This is a genomic window from Mycoplasma wenyonii (genome assembly GCF_003265155.1).
Classification (GTDB): domain Bacteria; phylum Bacillota_I; class Bacilli_A; order Mycoplasmatales; family Mycoplasmoidaceae; genus Eperythrozoon_A; species Eperythrozoon_A wenyonii_C.
In genome coordinates this window covers 1-22050 of the sequence record NZ_QKVO01000005.1, presented here as the reverse complement: position 1 = coordinate 22050, position 22050 = coordinate 1, and the positions used below count along the sequence as shown (strand labels likewise).

The 22050-nt window shown below is 34.0% G+C and carries 22 protein-coding genes, 1 rRNA gene and 1 pseudogene; 13 read left to right on the top strand and 11 right to left on the bottom strand.

Going from position 1 to position 22050, the window contains the following annotated elements; genetic code table 4:
• Window positions 1-3: 3 nt before the first annotated feature.
• From DNK47_RS01800 to dnaK, 6 genes are all read right to left on the bottom strand, one after another.
• Window positions 4-984, bottom strand: coding sequence for an ATP-dependent 6-phosphofructokinase (locus DNK47_RS01800; RefSeq protein ID WP_112665401.1), 981 nt, complete (start codon window positions 982-984; stop codon window positions 4-6).
• A gap of 53 nt (window positions 985-1037) precedes the next feature.
• Window positions 1038-2591: a phosphopyruvate hydratase gene (eno, locus tag DNK47_RS01795; protein ID WP_258393907.1), complete on the bottom strand. Its 1554-nt coding sequence runs from the start codon at window positions 2589-2591 to the stop codon at window positions 1038-1040.
• Window positions 2592-3197, bottom strand: coding sequence for an MPN555 family protein chaperone (locus tag DNK47_RS01790; RefSeq protein ID WP_110555212.1), 606 nt, complete (start codon window positions 3195-3197; stop codon window positions 2592-2594).
• 1 nt (window position 3198) lies between these two features.
• Window positions 3199-5103 (bottom strand): hypothetical protein, encoded by a 1905-nt coding sequence (locus DNK47_RS01785; protein WP_112665399.1) that lies wholly within the window; start codon window positions 5101-5103, stop codon window positions 3199-3201.
• A gap of 1 nt (window position 5104) precedes the next feature.
• Window positions 5105-5635, bottom strand: coding sequence for a ribonuclease R (locus tag DNK47_RS01780; protein WP_112665413.1), 531 nt, complete (start codon window positions 5633-5635; stop codon window positions 5105-5107).
• Window positions 5636-5786: 151 nt separating this feature from the next.
• Entirely contained in the window at window positions 5787-7631 is a 1845-nt protein-coding gene (gene dnaK / locus DNK47_RS01775) for a molecular chaperone DnaK (protein ID WP_112665397.1), read from the bottom strand.
• Between the two features lie 147 nt (window positions 7632-7778).
• Between dnaK and DNK47_RS01770 the strand changes: the two genes are divergently transcribed.
• The 9 genes and pseudogenes from DNK47_RS01770 (at window position 7779) to DNK47_RS03650 (ending at window position 15213) form a co-directional block, all read left to right on the top strand.
• Window positions 7779-9689, top strand: a complete 1911-nt coding sequence (locus DNK47_RS01770) for a lyase family protein (protein ID WP_112665395.1) — start codon at window positions 7779-7781, stop codon at window positions 9687-9689.
• Between the two features lie 85 nt (window positions 9690-9774).
• Window positions 9775-10881, top strand: coding sequence for a hypothetical protein (locus DNK47_RS01765; protein WP_112665393.1), 1107 nt, complete (start codon window positions 9775-9777; stop codon window positions 10879-10881).
• Between the two features lie 98 nt (window positions 10882-10979).
• The gene (locus tag DNK47_RS01760; RefSeq protein WP_112665391.1) at window positions 10980-11993 is read left to right on the top strand and encodes a hypothetical protein; all 1014 of its coding nucleotides are present in this window, start codon (window positions 10980-10982) and stop codon (window positions 11991-11993) included.
• A gap of 218 nt (window positions 11994-12211) precedes the next feature.
• A complete protein-coding gene (gene atpE, locus DNK47_RS01755) occupies window positions 12212-12484 on the top strand; it encodes an ATP synthase F0 subunit C (RefSeq protein WP_112665411.1) in 273 nt (90 codons plus the stop codon).
• Window positions 12485-12567: 83 nt separating this feature from the next.
• Window positions 12568-13656, top strand: coding sequence for a hypothetical protein (locus DNK47_RS01750; RefSeq protein ID WP_146737514.1), 1089 nt, complete (start codon window positions 12568-12570; stop codon window positions 13654-13656).
• Window positions 13657-13827: 171 nt separating this feature from the next.
• Entirely contained in the window at window positions 13828-14121 is a 294-nt protein-coding gene (gene atpE, locus DNK47_RS01745; RefSeq protein WP_112665387.1) for an ATP synthase F0 subunit C, read from the top strand.
• Window positions 14122-14205: 84 nt separating this feature from the next.
• On the top strand, window positions 14206-14451 hold the full coding sequence (locus DNK47_RS03590; protein ID WP_220084654.1) for a DNA adenine methylase: 246 nt from the start codon (window positions 14206-14208) through the stop codon (window positions 14449-14451).
• 150 nt (window positions 14452-14601) lie between these two features.
• Window positions 14602-14994 (top strand): annotated as a pseudogene (locus tag DNK47_RS03685) (DNA adenine methylase); the annotation flags it as partial.
• 57 nt (window positions 14995-15051) lie between these two features.
• Entirely contained in the window at window positions 15052-15213 is a 162-nt protein-coding gene (locus DNK47_RS03650) for a hypothetical protein (protein ID WP_258393905.1), read from the top strand.
• Here the strand turns inward: DNK47_RS03650 and DNK47_RS01735 are convergent.
• From DNK47_RS01735 to DNK47_RS03465, 3 genes are all read right to left on the bottom strand, one after another.
• On the bottom strand, window positions 15181-15567 hold the full coding sequence (locus tag DNK47_RS01735) for a hypothetical protein (RefSeq protein WP_146737513.1): 387 nt from the start codon (window positions 15565-15567) through the stop codon (window positions 15181-15183). The two genes, DNK47_RS03650 and DNK47_RS01735, sit on opposite strands and share 33 nt — an antisense overlap.
• A 4-nt stretch (window positions 15568-15571) precedes the next feature.
• A complete protein-coding gene (locus DNK47_RS01730) occupies window positions 15572-15910 on the bottom strand; it encodes a hypothetical protein (protein ID WP_146737512.1) in 339 nt (112 codons plus the stop codon).
• Window positions 15911-16080: 170 nt separating this feature from the next.
• The gene (locus DNK47_RS03465) at window positions 16081-16254 is read right to left on the bottom strand and encodes a hypothetical protein (protein ID WP_181454152.1); all 174 of its coding nucleotides are present in this window, start codon (window positions 16252-16254) and stop codon (window positions 16081-16083) included.
• Between the two features lie 85 nt (window positions 16255-16339).
• Between DNK47_RS03465 and DNK47_RS01725 the strand changes: the two genes are divergently transcribed.
• Together DNK47_RS01725 and DNK47_RS01720 are read left to right on the top strand one after the other, a co-directional pair.
• Window positions 16340-17831, top strand: a 16S ribosomal RNA gene (locus tag DNK47_RS01725).
• Window positions 17832-17989: 158 nt separating this feature from the next.
• Window positions 17990-18640: a hypothetical protein gene (locus DNK47_RS01720; protein WP_112665381.1), complete on the top strand. Its 651-nt coding sequence runs from the start codon at window positions 17990-17992 to the stop codon at window positions 18638-18640.
• A 71-nt stretch (window positions 18641-18711) separates the two neighbouring features.
• Here the strand turns inward: DNK47_RS01720 and DNK47_RS01715 are convergent, their stop codons facing one another.
• On the bottom strand, window positions 18712-19458 hold the full coding sequence (locus DNK47_RS01715) for a phosphorylase family protein (RefSeq protein WP_112665379.1): 747 nt from the start codon (window positions 19456-19458) through the stop codon (window positions 18712-18714).
• A 47-nt stretch (window positions 19459-19505) separates the two neighbouring features.
• Entirely contained in the window at window positions 19506-20255 is a 750-nt protein-coding gene (locus tag DNK47_RS01710; protein WP_112665377.1) for a hypothetical protein, read from the bottom strand.
• A gap of 164 nt (window positions 20256-20419) precedes the next feature.
• Here DNK47_RS01710 and DNK47_RS01705 point away from each other — a divergent pair, with 164 nt between their 5' ends.
• On the top strand, window positions 20420-21496 hold the full coding sequence (locus DNK47_RS01705; protein ID WP_146737511.1) for a hypothetical protein: 1077 nt from the start codon (window positions 20420-20422) through the stop codon (window positions 21494-21496).
• Between the two features lie 125 nt (window positions 21497-21621).
• The gene (gene atpE, locus DNK47_RS01700) at window positions 21622-21918 is read left to right on the top strand and encodes an ATP synthase F0 subunit C (protein ID WP_112665373.1); all 297 of its coding nucleotides are present in this window, start codon (window positions 21622-21624) and stop codon (window positions 21916-21918) included.
• The last annotated feature ends 132 nt before the right edge of the window (window positions 21919-22050 follow it).

Genomic DNA, 22050 nt, shown 5'->3' with positions numbered 1-22050 from the left:
CGTTTAGAACTTGCCTTTAGTTTCAATCAAAGCAATTCTATCTCCCTTGCTTTTGTCAACAACATCTGCTATCTTAGTTCTATAGAAATTATCTCCATCAAATCCTATCGCTACATCAAACTCTTTCTTTTCAAAGGAAATAAAGGCTTCTCTACCAAAAGAGGAAGCTACAAACATCTCTCATGTAGTTGGAGTTGCCCCTCTTTGAGTATGTCCAAGAGAGCAACCTCTCACAGTGAACTTAAGATCAGATTCTAATTTTTTGGTCAGCTCAGACATAGATGGCAATTGAGTCACTCCTAAAGTCTTTTCAACAACTACTATAACCATACCTTTATTGCCTCTTTTCTCTCTAATCTGTCTAATCTTTTCTCTTAATTGTTCATAACTTGGTACGTTCTGTTGAGTGATCACTAATTCAACTAATGGAGAAGAATAAGAGGCCAAAACTCCTAAGTCTGAACAATCCCTTCCCATTACCTCCACAATAGTTAATTGTGAATGGGAATTTGCAGTGTATCAAATCTTCTTAATAGCTTGTCCTATTTCCTCTAAAGCTGAAAAAAATCCAATAGTATATTTAGTTGAACTTACATCATTATCAATAGTTGCGGGCAAAAGAATTACAGGAAGTCCCAATTGAGAGATTAACTTCGCTCCTTCATAGGAACCATTTCCGCCTAAAACCACAAGAGCCTCAACTCCTTTCTCCTTTAGAGCTTTCACTCCTTTTTCTCTCAACTCTGGAGAAGATCTAAACTCAGAAGATCTACTAGAACCTATTGCAGTGCCTGCATTATATGTCTTGCCTCTTAAACAGTTCAGTTTTAACTCAGTGAATCTGTTTTCTATAAATCCTTGGTAACCATCAGCAATATAAAGAACCTCAAACCCTTTAGATATAGCTAATTCGCTAAAAGAATAGAGAGCACTATTCATACCTGGGGAATCTCCCCCAGAAGTTAAAAGGGCTACCTTTTTCACCTAAAGCCAGCTAGTTACCAACTAAGATAACTAACTTACTGAAATTTCAGTATTTAGCTCTTTTGTTCGTCTGAAACGTCTTCCCCTTCTCCTCCTTCAGTTGCAGGTTGAACTTCAGCAGTGTGAATCTCTGTAGGTGTAGGTTCTTCCAATGCTATTTCTTCAACTGTAACTTCTCCTGTGTCTTCTTTTACTGAATATCTCTTAGGCTTGAATAGTTCTGAGTTATTGAAGTTTAGACTGAACAAGCTATAAAGTCCATAAAAACTGGAATTAGCAGTGGTTAATTCTATTTCTATTTCAGCCAATCTGTTGTACTTAGCTGTTCTTTCTGATCTAGAGAAGGAACCTGTCTTGATTTGTCCTGCAGAAGTACCTACTGCAATATCAGCGATTGTAGTATCTTCAGTTTCACCAGATCTATGTGAAACTATACAAGATCATCCTGCATTCTTTGCCAATTGCATAGTTTTCAAAGTTTCAGTTAAAGTACCAATTTGATTCACCTTAATAAGAACTGCATTGGATAGTCCTTTTTCAATACCTACTTGTGTTAACTCTGGATTGGTACAGTAAAGGTCATCTCCGACAATTTGTACCTTATCTCCTATTCTTTGTTGTAACAAAGCAAATCCTTCAAAATCACCTTCTGCCAATGGATCTTCAATAGAGATAATTGGATATTTATTAACTAACTCAACATAGTAATCTACCATTTGTTCACTAGTCTTAGTACCTCCTTCCTTAGAAATCAAACCGGCTTTAATAGCTTTCTTGAATCTATATTGTTGAGTTTCTCTGTCATAAAGTTCACTAGCCGCACAGTCAAGAGCTATAGCAACATGTCCATGAATCACTCCAGGTTGATATCCTGCTTTAGAGATGGCAATTAACAAAGCATTCAAAGCTTCTTCAGTGGTATTGAAGTTAGGAGCAAATCCTCCTTCATCCCCCTTAGCTGTACTTAATCCTTTTTCCTTTAGATACTTAGAAAGTGAGTGGAAACACTCTGCAGAGATTCTTATTGCCTCATGCATTGAAGAAGCTCCAACTGGCACTATCATAAATTCTTGGAAGTCCAAGGTATTGTCAGAGTGAGCTCCTCCATTAATTACATTCACCATTGGTAAAGGAAGAGTGAACTTGCTTGCCCCTACACTACCTGATAATTCAGAAACATATTGATAGAAAGGCATTCCCTTAGCTTTTGCAACAGCCTTTGCAACAGAAAGTGAAACAGCCAAAATACTATTTGCACCATATTTAGACTTATTGTCAGTTCCGTCTAGGTCTATCAGGAATTGGTCTAGTTCAGTTTGATTAGCTGGATTAATGTTGTTTTCTATTAGAGAAGGGCCCAAAACATAGTTGATGTAATGAACTGCTTTCTTAACTCCTTTTCCATTAAATCTAGCTGGGTCTTCATCTCTTAGCTCTAGAGCTTCTCTTGCTCCTGTAGATGCTCCTGAAGGAACTAAAACTTTAGCGGTGAATTGTTTCTTACCTCAGAATTTACCTTTAGAAACCTTGGCAACACAAGCAACTGTTGGATTTCCTCTTGAGTCAATTAACTCGTAAGCAAAAAGATTTTCTATATTGAAACCCATCTAAGACTTTGTTGAATTATCGCTATTTGCTTGAAGGTCAAAGTGACTTCCAAAAGCATTCATAATTCTCTCAGTAATTAGTTGTTCTAGGATACTTTCCTTAACGGTAGACATTTTTGCTGGATCAGTAAAGTATTCTCTTATTGATTTTCCAGTTTGCTTGTAATAATTTTCCAATACATGCTTTGCTAGATCGTCAGACACCACTATTTCCCAGTCTCTTGCCAAATCATCATATATCAATTGTTTGAATATAGTAATTTTGGCATGGTTCTTAACTTGTTCTTCAGTGAAGTTTACATGAACCTTCTTAAATTCCTCTTCTTTTTCAGCTAATTCAGCTGTGTCATATTCAACTGTATAAGCTGAAGCGACCTCATCCATTGCCATATTAAAGAAGTTATCTCTCATAATCATTCTCTTCTTTTCTTGTTCTATTTCTTCTTCTGAAATTTTTGGCTTATTAGCTTTCAAAGTTTCTACAAAATTTCTAACTAATGATTCATTAAAGTAAAGTTTCTCTATTTTGAGGACTTTGCCCCACTGAACTGCTTTTTTCTTAGTTATTTTAGATCTTAATCTAGGGGCAGGTGAATTATCGCTCACCCTATGACTTACCTCCAATAATGCTCTTTAACGCTCCATTTGCTAATTTTAAGTATTCTGAGTGAGAGCACTTAAGTTCTTTCAAGCTTTTGTTTAGTTTTTCCTCTACTTTTGAATAGTCAATCTTAGGAATAGTATTCAATGAGATTAAGGATTCATACTCTGTTTTATCTCTTTGTATACATACATTTCTGAAGATATTGGAGTAACTATCTATTAACTGAGAACACTTAACATAGAACTTTCCTTCAGGAGAGAACTCCTTAATAGAAGAACCTATCTTCTTTAGATATTCCAAATTGACCTTTAGCTTGAGGTACTCTTGCATTCAACCTTCAACCCCTTCATTTCAACTACTGATATATGGTGAATATTCATAGTAGAGCTTTACAAAATATTCTCTAGAAGCTGAATTAAATTCAGCATTGTATTTGGCTCAGAAATATTGATTTTCCCTGAGAAGATCACAACAGATAGTATTACACTCTTCCCTTAACTCTTCAACCATTGAATTGATGTCAGTAGTTATCTTCCCCTCTAGATTCTCTAGTATTGCTTTTCTCTCAGAGACTATCTCCTCTATTCTTTTTTTCTCCTGTTCAAACTTTTTAACCAGAGTTTCCACAGATTTATTCTTTAGATTCTTTAAAGTTGTATATCTTCTCTCAGAGTATTTGAGATCAAAACAATATTTATTTTCTATACTTCCTATCTCAGAATCAAAAGAGCTTATAAGTGGTATCAATACATTAGAGTACTTCAATTTAAGCTCTTTAAGTCCTGCTTCCATTTTTTCTTTCTCTAAAGCTATAACAACATCTAACTCTCCTGGGTTAAGTGATTCAGCTCTACCTTTTAAGTGATCTTTAGCCTCTCCTAGTCTAGTAAAGATCATATTTATAAGATTCAGATAGTTTTCTTTCAAATAAGTGATTAACTTATCTAGTTCAAAGCTGAAGAAGGCTTGATACTTAATTACCCTAGTCTTAAAGAAATTAACTATGGCTGAAATTTCCTTAAGACTGAGAAGATATTGTCTCTTTAACTCATTGCAGTTATTGTCTAGGGCATTTAATTGATAGTTGATTGAGTTTGTAGCTTGTAGCTTTAAGAATTGAGCCTCATACATTCGGGATTCCAATTTCTTTTGAATAAATAGTCTAAAGTTAAGTGATTTAGTTGTTGGGAGAGAAAAGTTACTCATAATCTCGTAGTACTCGCGAACCATACTTTCTCTTAACTTTTCTAATTCAGTTAAGAGATCTTCTCTAGAGCTTTCAATAATGGTATGTAAGTCTACATACTTTTGAGATAGGAAGTGAATTGTTTTCTTGTTTTCAGCCCCAATAACAGTATTTCTGAGTTCATAATTGACATCTAAGAGTCTTAGAAAACACTCAAAAGATTCTTCTTCTATCTTCTTTAGGGCAGTAATATTCAGCTTTAAGTTAGAGATTGGAAGTTCTAATTTGCCTTCTTTTCTTTGGTCATAGTAGTAAAGTAGTTGTTTTAAGAAATGGATCTGCTCTTCTCCATCTTTGAACTCTACTACATCTTTATGGCTAATAAAGTTAATCTTTCTTCTTAGTTCTACTGGTTGTTTTAATTCCTTGTGCTTTAAGAGATCATTAATAAAGAAGATATTCTCTTCATATTTATCCTTAAGTTTCTCAGCTATCTCTACAATCTTTAAAGCTATATAGGATTTGGTTTCAGATCTTAAGAGATAATAGGAAAAGAGTTTATATAGTGCAAATATTCTCTTACTTTGTCTTGGGGGCTCAGAGGCAATTCCCAAATCATTAGTTAGTTTTGATTTATAAATCTCTGCAGTAGTAGGACTATGAGTTGGTGATGTAAATAAAGGTTCTGTTTTATTCTTGGAGAATGAAGGAATAATTGACATATTAGTTTGCTACATTAGAGTCATTTGGCTCTTCAAGAATCTCTACAACAGTTGCATCAATTAAAGAGAATCTAGAGACTCTTTTTTTCTTAAATTGAGGCTCTAATTCTTCAAACTTAACATAATTGCCAGATTTGGCACCATTTAAGTTCTTTCTGTGTACAAAATGAGAAGACTTCTTAAATTTTTCAGCCCCCTGCTTAACAGTAATAAAACCATTTCCTTGTTCATTTATATCTATAAAGCCCTTTCCAAATCTTCCACTAGGTTTATAGTCCAAATAGTCAATATATCATTTGCCATATTGATTTTCCCCTATAAGATATCTTTGCTTTAAGGAATTAAGAGTACAAGAGAATGTCTCATCTGAGAGAAATGCTTGAGAATGATGGAATCTAATATATCTAAAGAATTTGGACTTTAAGACATTAAAGGGTATTGGTTTTGGATCTACTAGCAATAACTTAATTAATATATCCTCTATTTGCTTTTCAGATAAGTTTGTCTTGGGTTTATTAACTGACTCTGCCATTGCCCCCCCCGAAACTAACAACCTAAAGATCAAGACAGAAAAACACTTCTTTTAATTTAAAAACATTGCAAAAGAAATTGAATGAAGGGGGAAAGACCCTTTCCTCCAATTAACTCTTAACTCTATTAAATAAAAGAACTAAGACCTGAATCTAGGATGAAGAGGAATCTTTATCTGCGGGCTCTACCTCAACTTCCTTAGCTTCTGCTTCTTTACCATCAGAACTCTTTGAGCCTTCTTTAGCTTTCTTTTCAGCCTCCTTTTTATAGATTTCTTGCATAAGTTTTTGACTCATATTCTTTACCTCATCCATCTTTGTCTTTAGCTCCTCAATCTTCTTATCTCTAATTAGACCTCTTAAATCTTCAATCATCTTTTGAGCTTCCTGCTTTTGTTCATCAGAAACTAATTCTGATTTTTCTTCAATATTCTTTTGAAGCATAGAAATTCATGATTCTGCTTCATTGATTGTTTCAATCTCTTCTTTAGCTTTCTTATCCTTTTCTAGATTTTCTTCAGCTTCTTTGATAATCTTGTTGATTTCTTCTTCAGTTAGACCAGAAGATTGATTAATAGTTATGTTGTTACTTTTACCTGTACCTTTATCTTCAGCTTTTACAGTCAAGATACCATTTGCATCGATAGAAAAAGACACTTCTATTTGAGGCACGCCTTTAGGTGCTAATTGAATTCCACCTAGAGTAAAGGTTCCTAAAGACTTATTGTCTCTTGCTAAAGGCCTTTCTCCTTGAACTACATGAATATCTACACTTGGTTGATTATCTTGAGCAGTAGAGAATACTTGTTTCTTTTCAATAGGTACTGTGCTATTTCTAGGAATTAATGCAGTAGCTACACCTCCCAGTGTTTCAATACTTAGAGTCAAAGGAGTTACGTCTAGAAGTAGAATATCCTTGATATCTCCAGCTAGAATTCCTGCTTGAACAGATGCTCCTAAAGCAACAACTTCATCTGGGTTAATGGATAGGTTTGGTTTCTTCTTAGTTAACTTCTCTACTAGTTCCTGTACTGCTGGCATTCTGGTAGAGCCTCCAACCAACAGAACTTCATCAATTTGTCCCAAATCAATCTTGGATTCAGAAATAACATCCTTAACAGGCTTTTCTGTTCTTTCTAATAAGTCTTTGGTTAGTAATTCAAATTGAGCTCTTGACAAAGTTAAGTCAACATTTAAAGGTTCTCCGTTGATCATTGTTAAGAAGGGCAACATAATTTGTGTTTGTTGAACAGAAGACAATTCAATCTTGGCTTTTTCTGCAGCTTCTTTAAGTCTTTGTATTACTAAGTTATCTTTGGATAGGTCTACACCATGCTCTTTATTAATGCTGTTAATTAATCAATCCATAATTCTCTTATCTCAGTCATCTCCCCCTAGGTTATTGTCTCCAGAAGTTGCTAATACTTGAAAAGTACCATCAGAAACATCAAGCATTGAAACATCAAAGGTACCTCCCCCTAAGTCATAAACTAGTATCTTTTGTTCTTTATCTTTCTTGTCTAGTCCATAAGCTAAAGCGGCCGCTGTAGGTTCATTAACTATTCTGACTACATCTAGCTTTGCGATCTTCCCAGCATTTTTAGTAGATTGTCTTTGGGAGTCATTGAAGTAAGCTGGGACTGTAATAACTGCTTTGGATACTGGAGAACCTATTCTCTTTTCTGCATACTCTTTGATATAGGCAAGAATATAGGCAGATATTTCTTCTGGGCTGTATGTCTTACCTTGAGCCTCTACTTTTTTGTCAGTCCCAATAAGTCTCTTAATGGAGATGATGGTATTTTTGTTGGTAACCATTTGTCTCTTTGCACTTTCACCAACAATAATTTGCTCTCCCTTAAAAGAAACAACTGAGGGAACTGTTCTCTTACCTTCTGGGTTTTCTAGTACTTTAGGCTTTCCTGATTCAATAACCGCAACACAAGAGTTGGTTGTACCTAAGTCAATTCCAAGAATAATTTCCTTTAACGCTGACATTTTGAAATTATTTTAGCATATTAAACCTTAGAGTGCTAAAATTTATTATAAATTCACTTCTTTGAAGTGAATCTTTCCTTAAAAACACTAACTCACAACAAGTCTATTGCTAGTCTGAAAACTTAAATCATACTAGGGATTTCATAAATGATTAAGAGATATCAACTTCCTGAACTAGAACTCTTATTTTCTGAGGAAGCTAAATACAAAAGATGGGCCCTTCTAGAAAAAGAAGTTCTCTATTCCCTACTAAATAACAACATACTTTCTCTTGATGAATCACAAGTCAAGAAACTAGAACAACTTTGAGGCTCTATAGAAATCACTGAGGCAGAAGTACAAGAAGAAGAGCAACAAACTAAACATGACTTTGTTGCTTTTCTCAATGTATTAGAGAGCAAATTATCTATTGTTTCTATCTCTAAATACTTGCATTATGGTCTAACAAGTTCAGACATTATTGATAGCGCTACCTCTCTTTTACTCAAGGAAGTCAATAACAAGTTAGTTAAGTGAGTTAGAGAGCTACAAACGACTCTACAAGGTTTTTCCCATAAATACATAAATACTGTTCAAATAGGTAGAACACATGGAAGACATGCTGAACCTATCTCTTTTGGTCATAAATTTGCTATCTGTTATCAAGAATTAGAAAGTGCTCTTGAACAACTCTATTTGTCTAGAAGATATATAGAAGTAATAACTATTAAGGGGGCAACAGGTTCTTTTGCACATATTAGTCCTGAGATACAAGAAGACTTAGCCAATAGACTAGGACTATTGACTATCTGAGGAACTACTCAAGCATTGCCCAGAAATAGACACTCTTCTTATTTATTCTCCTTATCTCAGATAGGAAAAATAATTAATTCCTTAGCAGTTAACTTAAGAACTTTATCTAGAGAAGAGATATCAGAAATATCTTTAGAGTCAACCAAATCCCAAGTAGGTTCTTCTGCTATGCCCCACAAAGTAAACCCTGTTAGTTTAGAAAATATTTCTGGTCTCTCTAGATGATTAACTAGTCTTTCTAATCTAGCAGAGCAAAATATAGAGCTATGAGATGAAAGAGATATTTCTCACTCGTCCAATGAAAGATCTAGCTTAATAGATGGTCCTACTCTACTTGGAAATATAGTTCTAAAAATGAATGATTTTCTCTCAAAACTAAGTGTTAATGAGCTTCAATTAAAACAAAACTTAGCTTTAACTAAAGGGCTAATCCACTCTCAAATAGTTTCACTGGCTTTACTAGAAGATCCAAAGATTTGCTCTAGAAAAGAAGCAAGAAAAACAATTTCTCAGCTAACTAAAGATATTAGAGAAGGAAAGTCTGATTCACTTAAGATGGCTCTTTCTTTCTCTAATTACAAAGACTCTAAAGCCTTATCAACACTAACTAAAGTAGAGGACTTAAATCACTATCTACAGTATTTCCCTAGATTACACCAACAAATATTTAGTCAAAAAACTGATCTAGGGAAATTATTTAACAGATATGAAATAGACAATGCGACATATTATCTAGCACAAAGAATTAATTGATATTTTGGCTCAAGCTCATTAAAGCTGAATGAAAAGATTATTGTTGTTTCTTTAGTAGATAGTGATACAGGTTTCTCTGGAAAGTTAATCTCTTGACTTAATTTCCCTCTGGTTGTCGTTTCTATTCCTTATTCTGATGAAGAGCTACTCTTGAAATTTGACAGTTCTGATTTTTATCAAAGAATATTAGAGCTATCAAAGAAGAGCACTAAGGTGTTAGTGATAAAAGAAAGGGTTCAAAAAAAAGAGACACTTAGTTTCTTATACAGTAAGTTATCGAATATAGAAAGTATCAAGGAAATTAAGGGTGTGTGTTTATTCTTTACCCCTGCAGGCACTCAAAAACAAGCAGTCTTTAGCGCGGAATACTATAAACCTTCCACTTCTCCCTTAGACTTCTCTGGTAGTTATGAAGATAAACAAGCAAGAGAATTTAACTTCAAGAACTGAAATCCTGATGGTGAACTGCAGTTAGTTAATTGATTTGGTCTTTTAATTCTTTCAGACATTTAAGCGAGCTAATCTCCTTTTTTAATTACCCCTAAAGTTGCTTAAAAATTATTTATAAAAAGAGTGTTTTTCTCAAGAAGTCTAACTCTTGAGCAGGAAACATAGGTGAATACTTGGAGTCGGAGGTTTAATTGGACTGGGTGGTGTTGGTTTCTTTTTACTTAATAGACATCTAAATCTAGTACCTCTACCTGCACTGGGAGGGGCGTCCAATAGGAGCTTTAACTCAAGAGATTTAGATTCTTCTAGCAAGAGAGTTGAGTTTAAAGGGAATTCTATGGGCTCTTTAGATTTAGGGAATTTAGGTTCTTCAGGTGGCCTAAAATCCTTAGAGCTAAATCCAGACTTAAATTTCAAGTTTTTAGATGATGGTCTTTCAGACTCTTTCGATGTCTTGTCCTCTTTTTCCGCCATTAAAAACATATTCTCAGAGATCTTTAGAGAAGGGCAAGTCATAGGAATTGATAAAGATATTCTGAAAACTTATGAACAAATGATGAGTGGTCAGAATCTTCATGATCATGTAAAGAATTTCCAATCCATAAAAGGTAAGGTTCAAGGCTGAGTTAATAAAGGAGGGATTAAACAAAAGAGGGATAAATCTCAAGAATTGCCAGCACTTACTGCAGGAGAAAGGGTTGCTTTAAGAGACTTTTACTATCTTTTTTCTTATCTAACACAACAAAGCCAGCATTATCACTCAAGACTCTATGATGCCGGCAAAGATAGTTCTGCAAATATTCCTAGCACATTCAAAACCACATCAGCTCCAGAATTAAGAGATATTCAAAAAGCTTTGAATGATATGCAGTGGGATCGAGAGAAGGTAAAGGTGCAGGTGAAATATCTAACTCCAACTGGAACATTAAAGAACAGACACCCTAAACCATACAAAGAAAATTCTTACGGTTGAGGGAATTGAGCCAGAAATCCTTTTAGACACTTCTTTGGCTCTAAAGAAGAATACGAAAAGATTATGGAAGAATCCAATAACTCACAACAAGCCCTTGAGGAGTATGTAGCTAGCAAAAGAGCTGGTGCTCTATTTGGTTTTCTGGTTGGTATCCACCCCGATGCTATTTATGGAGACTTATCTGAATTTAAAAAGGGGATTGAAGGTCCAGAGCACACAGTGGAATATCAAGTTGCAAAAAGTCTATTTGAGTGAATGGGTAAATTAAATACTAAAAAATAAGTTTGATCAATTGAACAAAAAGATCAGGTTAGTTACTACACTGCTTGGGTTCGCTGGCTTGAATGGTGCTGGTTTGACAATATTGGAAAGTGGTTTAAATGCTTATAACTTTTCTATTTCGGGGGGGGGCAATCTCTAACTTATTAACTTCTAAGTCTTTTTTCGTTTCTTCAAAAGAATTAGCGGTTAAAGGGGATAATTCAGATCCACTGGATCTGAAATTACAAGATCAAAAAATAAAAGTCAATCTAAGCTCAACGGTTTCACGCAAACACAAATTAAGAATCTCTTTGGATGGGGAAGACATGGGTTCAGATAAATCAAAAAATTCAGTGTTATCTATTTATAGAGAAATAACAAGGGAAGGGGAAGTCTCTATTCTTCAAGAGAAAGTAGAGCAAGACTATCAAAAAGCCATTCAGGATAAAGAATTACACATAAAGATTTCAGACTTAGAGTCAGTTATTGAAAAAATTAGGGAATGAGAGAGGAAGGGGGGATTGGAACAAAAACCAAAAACCTCTTCTGAGGCAAGAGAAATGCCCATCCTAACTCAAAAAGAAAGGATTGCTCTAAGAACATTTTTTGATATTTATAGCTATCTAAACTCAACAAGACCACATTATCATAGTCAACTTCAGGGAGTGAGTGAAGGTAGTGATGTTTCGTTAGATGTTCTTTCAAAAAATACACAAGAAGATATGCCGCTTCTTCAAAATGTACAAAGTGCCCTAAATCATATTCAGTGGGATAGAGAAAAAGTGAAGATAAAAGTAGAACATAGAACAGCTAGTGGTATATTAGCTCACCCTAGACCCTATAAAGAAAATTCCTATGGTTGAGTTAGTTGATTAAGAAATCCATATAGACATTTCTTTAAAGATCAAGGAGAGTTTGAAAAAGCTATGAGTCTAATTGATGGGGCACAAGAGGCTTTAGAGGCTTATTTGAGTAGTAAAAGATTTGAAGGAATTTTAGCAACTGTACTGGGTCCTGCTATGGTTGCACATGTATATAGAGATAAAGATAAGTATCTTAATGCTCTGGGAGACACACAGTCTTCTGTTGAATTACAAGTAGGTAAAAAACTTATTAGATGGATGGGAAGATAGAGAAAGTTACTTGAAACTCTTACTTAAAATTACTTGTTAATTTCCCGAAGAGTTTAAATTTACTATTAGGTAATTTGATTTCGGGGGCTTTTTATTTAAAAAATGCAAAGTATTTAACTTTCTTCAATTTTCTTTGTCGCAAATAAACAACCTAATTAGTCACCTTTAAATTGAGTTTTTCTTCTATTAGACAGCTATTTAGTGATTTCATTGACAGCTTGGCTGGGGGGGGCACTTCTTTTCTTCCGCCATTTGAAGACAATAAATTGTTGGGAAAAGGAATTGGAGCCGGAGTCGCCATACTGGCAGGACTAGGGGCTGCTTTAGCTCAGGGATATATTGGAGGTAAGGCTGTAGAGTCCTTAGCAAGGAATCCTGAAGTAGAGGCTCTTATTTTTAAGCAGTTTATTGTGGGGGCTGCAGTATGTGAATCTGTAGCTATTTATGGTTTGATAGTAGCAATTTTGATCATGTTCGCTATGAAACAATAGTTAATTCTTTTAAAGATTTAATAGTTGCAATAATTTTTTAGAAAATTTTTAATTATTTATGCAGTCACGAAGACATTTAAATAATGTATCTTTGCGCTAAATTGATAGGAATTGCTTCTGCGATTATCTCAACAGGTACAGTTTCCTCTGTTGTAATTCCTTATTTAAAAAATACTCAGAATAATTGGTTATTTAATAGAGATTTTAAGGCACATAGTCAAGACTTTAAAGAATTAGATAAGACTACTGAAACAAGATTAGAGAAGCTAAATAGCTTATTTGATCAATTTTCTTCCGCCAAGACTGCCTCAGAAGAACTGAAAAAATCATCGCTTGAAAAAATACAACCTTTATTCGAAACTATTTTTAAGACTGAAGAAGAAGTTAAGAAATTATTTGATGATATTTCTAATTCTTTATTAAATCTTGTTACAAAAAATGAAGTATTGTTTAGTACCTCAACAAAAAAATTAGAAGCTGACAAACAAGAAAAACTGCACAAAGAACTACAAACAAAATATTCTTCTATCAAAGACATTCTTAAGCAGTGAAAAGACTCTTTAAGTCAAATAAGTTGTGCTATTGAAAAGAAAGATAAAGGTGATTCAAGTGGCGAACAATGTGTATCAAAAACAAGTGAGATCACTGATTTTTTTGAATCAGTAGGTACTTTATTTTCTGCTATTCTCGATAAGAAAAATGGACAGGCGACAACAAATGGAGTAACCGAAACGGACGAAAATGGGATACCGGGGGGGGCGGAAAAAGCGCAAAAAGACTTAGAAAAAGTAAAGGAAGCTTTATTAAAAGCTATAAAAGACTTCAATAAACAAAGCGGTGTTTATCGGGTCCGCTCTACATATGCCTTGTCCAAGGAAAAAGTTGCAACCATGTTGCTTGTCGCTCTTAGTGTTACCATAAACTCTTTGAATAAAGAAATAGAAAAATTAACAGAATCTATCCAACAAAACCAAAACACCTCGCAAGAAAAAACACAAACAATCGTTCAAGCCCAACAAGAATTAGAGAATTCTTACAAAGATTATTCTCTACTACAAAAAATGGAAACTTTGTTTCAATGATGGAAAGAAAATTTTGAAGAAAAAATAATGCAAAATAAGGATGATAAAGCAAGAGAAACAGATTTGATGAGACGAAAACGTAAAAGATAATTTGTTTGGTCATTAAAGCCTATTAAATACTAGATCAAAAATAAAATTAGTTAATTTAAAAGCCCATTAATAGTCTTATTTACTAATTCTTTTGTTAAATCCTTACTATTTTTTTAAATCTTTTAGATCTTTCGCAAACAAAATATTCAAATAAATAACTAGATTTAGCTAATGGATTTTAGAGAATTTATTAGTGAATTGCTCCAAGGGGGGGGCAGTGCTTTTGTCCTACAAAACGAGAAAGCCATTAAGGGTATTGGGGCTGGAATTGCCATACTGGCAGGACTAGGGGCTGCATTAGCTCAGGGATATATTGGAGGTAAGGCTGTAGAGTCCTTAGCAAGAAATCCTGAAGTAGAGGCTCTTATTTTTAAGCAGTTTATTGTTGGGGCTGCAGTATGTGAATCTGTAGCTATTTATGGATTAATTGTTTCTATCTTGATCATGTTTGCGATGAATGGATAGATTGAATCTATTCTTTTTAGGAATCCGGAGCTTGTTTTAAATTTTCTAACCTTTTTAAGTAAGCGCTTAAGACAAAAATAATCAGTGAACTATATAGGATCTAAACACAGTCTAATTGAGTTTCTTGAAGATACTATCTTTCAAGTAACTGGATTTAATAAAGGAGATCACTTTATATTTGCAGATTTATTTGCAGGTACTGGTATAGTAGGGGCTAATTTTAAAGCTAAAGGATGTACAGTACTAGCAAATGATATTCAGTACTATAGCTTTGTACTTAATAAACACTATCTAGAAAATAGTTTTGAACTTAATTTACAATTACTATAACACCTAAATTCTTTAAAAGGGGAAGAAGGGTTTATATACAAAAATTATTGTTTTGGTTCTGGAAGTAGTAGAAATTACTTCTCTAATGAGAATAGAAAGAAATGTGATGCCATCAGATTAGAGTTAGAGAAATTATTTAAGTAGAAACAAATAAGTGAAAAAGAATATTTTTACTATCTAGCCTCTTTATTCAATTCCATAGATAAATATGCAAATACAGCTTCTGTATATGGAGCATTTCTCAAGCATATAAAGAAGTCTGCTAATAAAGAGTTTCAATTAGAGGCTCTTCCTATAGTTTCTGGTCTTAAAGGAAAAGTATTTAATGAAGATATCAATGAATTAATAAAGAAAATATCTGGTGATGTTTTATATTTAGATCCTCCATATAACTCTAGACAATACTGTACTAACTATCACTTATTAGAGACAATAGCTAGATATGATGATCCTCTAGTTTATGGAAAAACAGGATTAAGAGAGTATCAATCACAAAAAAGTAAATATTGTTCTAGAAGAACAGTTTTAAAAGTCTTTGAAGATTTAATTTCTAACTCTAGATTCAAATACATCTTTTTAAGTTACAACAATGAAGGCTTAATGGCTTCAAAAGAAATTAAAGATGTTATGTCTAAGTTTGGTACCTACAGTTGTTTTACCCAAGAATACAAGAAATTTAAAGCAAGTAGATTACAAAAGAATGAAACTACCATAGAATACCTTCATTGTTTAGTTAAAGATGACCTTTCTAAAACTCAATAAATCATTCAAAGAATGAAAAAGTACCACTTCTAATTTAGAGATTTCTACACGATCTTCAAGACAAACTATCTCTTCTTGTGCGAGTTCATAATATTGTGAAGATTTAACGCTTGGAACAATAATACAAGGGATGACTATTATTTTCTTTTTAGTAGAGCTTAAGTAACTTGGGACAATATATCATAAAACTCATTTGATATATCAGGAAAGCTGTTGTTGAACCCAATCAAGCTGAATTTTGTCATCTTTAAGCTCAATTATCTTTATAAATATGAAATCTTCATTTTCTTGCTTAATTAATAGATCTATTCTCTGCATTCCCGTGCCACAAAATACTTCATTTCCAATTCACATTGGATTAAAGGGTAAAGGAAACAAAATCTCTTTTAAAGGTAAAGTATCGAATTTTTGCAAAATATAAGTTTGCAAATGTGTCTCAAATGCTAACTCTTTTTTCTATCTTTCAAATTAACCTTTCAGAAATATCACAACTATTCTTTCTTCCTGCATAACTTTTCTTATGTGGATAAGTAATAATTTCCTCTCTTTCTAAATCAAAAGAAAAATTTTCTCCCTCCAAGAATTCATCATTATTAATTTGGTGTAATCTATCGATTAAATCTTGTTCCTCATATTCTGTTAACATAGTACAACCTCTATTGCCTTTTAACTTTCGATAAATTAAGCTTCAACACAATTGTCAAGGAAATTCTTTAATAGAAATGTCATCTAAATAGTCTCTTTCTTCAATTCCCTTTGCAAAAACCTTTCAGCCCTTAATTAATACTCTATAAAGAAGTCCTTTTCCTAATTCACTACTTAAAAAATTCTTATTATCATTCTCATCTAAAAATGCTCTAGATGTAGCTACAAATATTCCAAATAACTTACTTTTTTACCTACACCTCCTTGAAGATAAAAAGCTATTTTGTCTCCTTCTCTAATTCTCAAAACATCCGCCAACATACTAACTAAAGTTTTTTCTTTAACTCAATTGAAATTCACATCTTTTTGATAAAGAAAAGAAGATAATTCAGTCATAAATAAAATAGATTAGGAGAACTTGAAGTTCTTCAGGTTTTTAGGATAGTTTTTTGACAATAGCTTAAAAGGTAAACCGGAACAATTTAATGAGAGTTTGATTCTGGCTCAGGATTAATGCTGGTGGTATGCATAACACATGCAAGTCGAACGAGTAGAACTTGTTCTGCTAGTGGCAAACGGGCGAGTAATACATATTTAACTTACTTTTACGAGGAGGATAGCAGTTCGAAAGGACTATTAATACTCCATAGGTTTATAAACTAAATCAAAGAGGCTCCCTCGGGGGCCTCGCGTGAAAATAGGAATATGTCCTATTAGGTAGTTGGCGGGGTAAAGGCCCACCAAGCCAGTGATGGGTAGCTGGACTGAGAGGTTGAACAGCCGCAATGGGATTGAGATATGGCCCATATTCCTACGGGAAGCAGCAGTGAGGAATTTTTCACAATGGACGAAAGTCTGATGGAGCAATACCACGTGAACGATGAAGGTCTTCTGATTGTAAAGTTCTTTTATTTAGGAAAAAAAGCGCGCTAGGAAATGAGCGCGCCTTGATGGTACTAATTGAATAAGTGACAGCTAACTATGTGCCAGCAGCTGCGGTAAAACATAGGTCACGAGCATTATCCGGATTTATTGGGCGTAAAGGAAGCGTAGGTGGGGAGGTTGATCCATTGTTAAAGGCATTTGCTTAACAAATGTGTGCGATGGAGATCGCCTCCCTAGAGTTAATCAGGGGGTACTGGAATTCAATGTGTAGCGGTGGAATGCGTAGATATATTGAGGAACACCAGAGGCTAAGGCGAGTACCTAGGATATAACTGACACTGAGGCTTGAAAGCGTGGGGAGCAAATGGGATTAGATACCCCAGTAGTCCACGCCGTAAACGATGGGCATTAGGTATTTGACATCTAGTCGAGTGCTGTAGCTAACGCGTTAAATGCCCCGCCTGGGTAGTATATATGCAAATATGAAACTCAAAGAAATTGACGGGGACCTGAACAAGTGGTGGAGCATGTTGCTTAATTCGATAATACACGAAAAACCTTACCAAGGCTTGCAATCTACTGCAAAGCTATAGAAATATAGTGGAGGCAATCAGTAAGACAGGTGGTGCATGGCTGTCGTCAGCTCGTGTCTTGAGATGTTTGGTTAAGTCCCGTAACGAGCGCAACCCTACTCTCTAGTTACCTAGTTCTAGAGTGACTGAATCGTAAGATATAGGAAGGTTGGGGCCAAGTCAAGTCATCATGCCCCTTATGCCTTGGGCTGCAAACGTGCTACAATGGTAGGTACAATGTGTTGCAAACTAGCGATAGTGAGCTAATCACCTAAAGCCTATCTCAGTCCGGATAAAAGGCTGCAATTCGCCTATTTGAAGTTGGAATCACTAGTAATCCTGTGTCAGCTATATCAGGGTGAATACGTTCCCAGGTCTTGTACACACCGCCCGTCAAACTATGAAAGAAAGTACTAGTCAAAACCACATTCAATTGTGTCTAGATTGGTAATTTTGATTGGAGTTAAGTCGTAACAAGGTACCCGTACGAGAACGTGCGGGTGGAAAGCTTTTAAATTATTTGGAAGAGGTTGTACCGTTTCGGGTTACCTTATTGTCAAAGACTATCTGTTTTATTTAGTTAATGTTTTTAAAACAAATACTTGTTTCTTTTTAAATGGTTTTTGTTTAAGGTTTTTAGATTTTTGAGAAAATAATAATAAAGGTATAAAAATATGCCTTCTCTACCCTTAAAGGGAATTTTCTCTATCCTATTTGTGGGGGGGGCAGTTACAGGTATTTCTACAATTCCACAATTATTAAGTAAGAATAGGAAAGTTCCTAGATTAATCCTGGGAAGAGGGAATAATGGCAAGGAATTATATATCAGACTTATAGATTTACAAAAACAGGATGGATCGCAAATAGAAATAGGAGATGAAAATGAAGATGACAAAAAATTTACTAGTGTTAACCTATGGCTTGATGATGTTCAATTAGATTTCAGAGGAGGAAAGCATTCTTTAAAAAGCCCTAATAAAGATGGCAAATACTATCTATTAGAAGCAAAGGGGAATAATAAGTTCTTAGGAGGAAAAAAAATACCGGCAAGTGATACTCGCACCGATTCCTTAAAACAATATGCCAATAACAATCCTAACTATATTCAATTAGAAAAAAGTCAATGAGCAGGTTTCTCTAACTATACAAGTAGCAACACTCAACTAGAGGAAATACAATCTTGTGTCTATTCAATCTCCGAAGAAGAAGGATATGATTCTCACATATTTGTTGTCTGCTCTCCTCATCAAGATACAGGACTGTGACATTACAGAGGTGCTCAATATCTAGCTAGAGATTTTGACAGAAAAGAGATAGTTAGGTAGTAGAAGAATTAAAGGTTTTAAAGTAGTAAAAAGTACTTCTTAATAACTAAGGGAGTTAAGTTGATTAAGTTCTAGGATTTATTTAATTTAGAATATTGAACAAGTACTTCAAGACCAATCAAAAACATATTGCTTAAGGTTGTTTCTCTTTCTTGTCAAGTTAAAGAAGAGAAACTACCATCCTTATTCATTGCGTCAGTAACTGTAAGAATGGTTAAGCCTTTTTTATTATGGTATCTTGCATTAGTATCAAGAACATAACTTTCCATCTCAACAGTATCACATTTAGATCTTTCTCCTTGTTCTCTTAAGTTATAGGGAGTATAGAAATTATCAGTTGATCAGTTAGTTGTATTAATTAAAGGAATATTCAATTCTTTTGCACACTTATGTGCCAATTCTACTAATTTCGGATCTACTTTGATAGTGTCTTCTTTGTTGTGAGGCATATTCAATCACTCGCCATAGTTAGAGTTAGTTCTAATATTTTCCACTACAACTATGTCATTAACTTTGGTTTTGTCGCTCATGCCTCCCGAAGAACCACATCTAATAACAAGTTCCGCATCATAAATATCGGGAGAAAATAATTCATAGGTATAAATTCCAATAGAACCATGTCCCATTCCATGACCCATAATGGTTACTTCAACTCCTTTATAAGTTCCTGTATAACAATAACAATTTCTAACTGAGCTAAGAAGTTTTCAAGGATTTAAAAATTGTTCTGCAAATTTCTTACATCTGAGAGGATCGCCAGTAACAATAACATATTTTGAGATTGAGCCTTTAGGCGCTGCATTATGAGGTGTTGTCATATTTACCTAAATAGGCTTAAAAACTACTTCCCTGAATAACTATCTAACTACCATCTAAATAATGTTCCTGAAACAAACATGTGCGGGTCTTCTACCATTTCATACAAAACTAAATGAGGAAGTGATCTTAAATCATGCACATACAAGTCACCAGAACCAACTAGCGTGTGACACAATTGTCTAGTTCCCAGATAGTCGAAATTAAGGTTTACAAATATATCATTCTTCTTTAAAGCTGAACTTGCCATATATTCTTCAGAAATTGCAGGAACTATTCATTGATCTGAAGTACTTGAATATTGTGCCTTCACATACTCTTCTGCAGATTTAAAAATAGGAGTCACCTTTTCTTTATTAAAGGCTCTGGCAACTCTATCTGTTCTATCTCACATTAGATTTGTGTCCATAGCAAAGAATCTTCCGGAAATAGAGGATAATACTGCGTTATTTGCTTTTATTTTCTCTTCTATTTCAGGAAGATCATTTATGAATTGTTTCTCAGGTACATCCTTTCCATCAGTAAATAGATGTACAAAAGGCTTAGCTCCTCTAGAACCTACAACTTCCAAGAAAGCATACAAGTGATCTAGATAAGAAACAACTCCTCCTCTAGAGGCAAGAATAAAGACATGTAGATTTACATTGCCATAAAACTTTATTTCATCGAACATTTGATCAAAATCTGGTAACTTTGCAAACTCTCCTGAAGCTATAGCCTTATTAATTCTGTCTAACCAGTTAACTTTATTGGCTCCCGTCACACCTACTTTCTTATCTTCTCCTAAACAATCACTCATGAATTGTTGGAATTAATCCTAGGATTTTACTTGATTTTATTACTATTGGTGTTTTATTGGTATGCAAGTGGCTTTTTGTAAGAGGAAGGAAGCAACTAATTCAAGGTAATTTTCTTATAAAAAATTTTTTAATTTATTTATACAGTCACGAAGACATTTAAATAATGTATCTTTTTGCTAAGTTGATAGGAATTGCTTCTGCAATTATCTCAACAGGTACAGTTTCCTCTGTTGTAATTCCTTATCTAAAAGAATCTGGCTTGGTTAATTGACTATATCAAGCAGACAAATCAAATAGTCAACATGACTTTCAACATTTAGAAAAAACTGCAAGTTCTAGATTAAAGAAGCTTGAAGAATGATTAAAAAGATTAACTTCAGCTAAATCTACAGCTACATGATTAAAAAGTCAAGAATTTCAAAACATTGAGAGACTATTTTCAACTATTACATCAACCACTGAAAAACTCAAGAATTTATTTATAAAAATTACTAATTCTTTAACTAAGCTAGAAGAAAAAAGAAAAAGCTTTACCGATTACTCTACTCAAAAACTAGATCAACAAAAAAGAGAAAACCTACAGAAAACACTTAAGGAAAGTTATTCTACTTTAATACAACACTTAACTAAGTGAGACACTTATTTGAGTAAAATCAATTGCTTCATTAAGCAAGAGAATAATAAAGAAAATGAAAAATGCAAGAAGTCAGATGAGAATTCCCCCTCCCTTTTTTCCCTACTTGTAGAGGCCACAGCGTCTGCATTAACAAGTGACAAAACTGGGGGGGGCGATTCTTCAAGTTCATCATCAAGTAGCTCTTCGGCTGAAGGGGCTGAAAAAGCAAAGAAAGAGTTAGCAGAAGTCCAAAAAGCTCTTTCAGAACAAATTAAGACTTTACAACAAAAGAGTGACATATACTCTTTGCAACAAGGATATGCTACTGTAAAAGAAAAGATTGCCACTGTAGCCCTAAAATACTTGGACTGAATGTTAAAAACATTGGAAGAGCAAGTTAAAGCATTAGAGGAAGAGATTAAAAAGGATGGTGACCAATCTACTGAGATATCTCAAGAAATTAATAATCTACAAAGTCAGTTAAATAGTTCACATACTAATTACACCATTTACAAGAAAAGTGAAACTACTTTTCATGATTGATCAGAAATATTTAAAGGAAGAATACTAAAGAATAAAAATGATAAAGATTTAGAAGTTCAATTAACCTCAGAACCAAAATAAAAGATTCTAGTTATAAAAATAAAATCAGTTTGATTTCTGAGTCTTTAATAATTAGTAGTAGTTAATAAAAATAACTTACTAAGAAACAGTAAGTAATAATTCAGCTGATCAGCTGAATTGAGTTAATGAGTCTAAGGTCTTTTTTGAATGAGTTATTTCAAGCTGGGGGGGGCTCTTTCATTTTCTTTGACAATAATAAGGCAATTAAAGGTATTGGTGCGGGGATTGCCATACTGGCAGGACTAGGGGCTGCATTAGCTCAGGGATATATTGGAGGTAAGGCTGTAGAGTCTTTAGCGAGAAATCCGGAAGTAGAGGCTCTTATCTTTAAGCAGTTTATTGTGGGGGCTGCAGTATGTGAATCTGTAGCTATTTATGGACTAATTGTTTCTATCTTAATTATGTTTGCAATACCAGGATAGCTAAATTAATTTTTTTAATCTCGGAAATTCTTCTTTAGTTGAATATTTATATCTCAAAATTTGTTTTTCTTTGATATATATTTGAGCTTAAAGTTTTCAAACAATAAAAAGATAGATGTGATTAGGTAATTT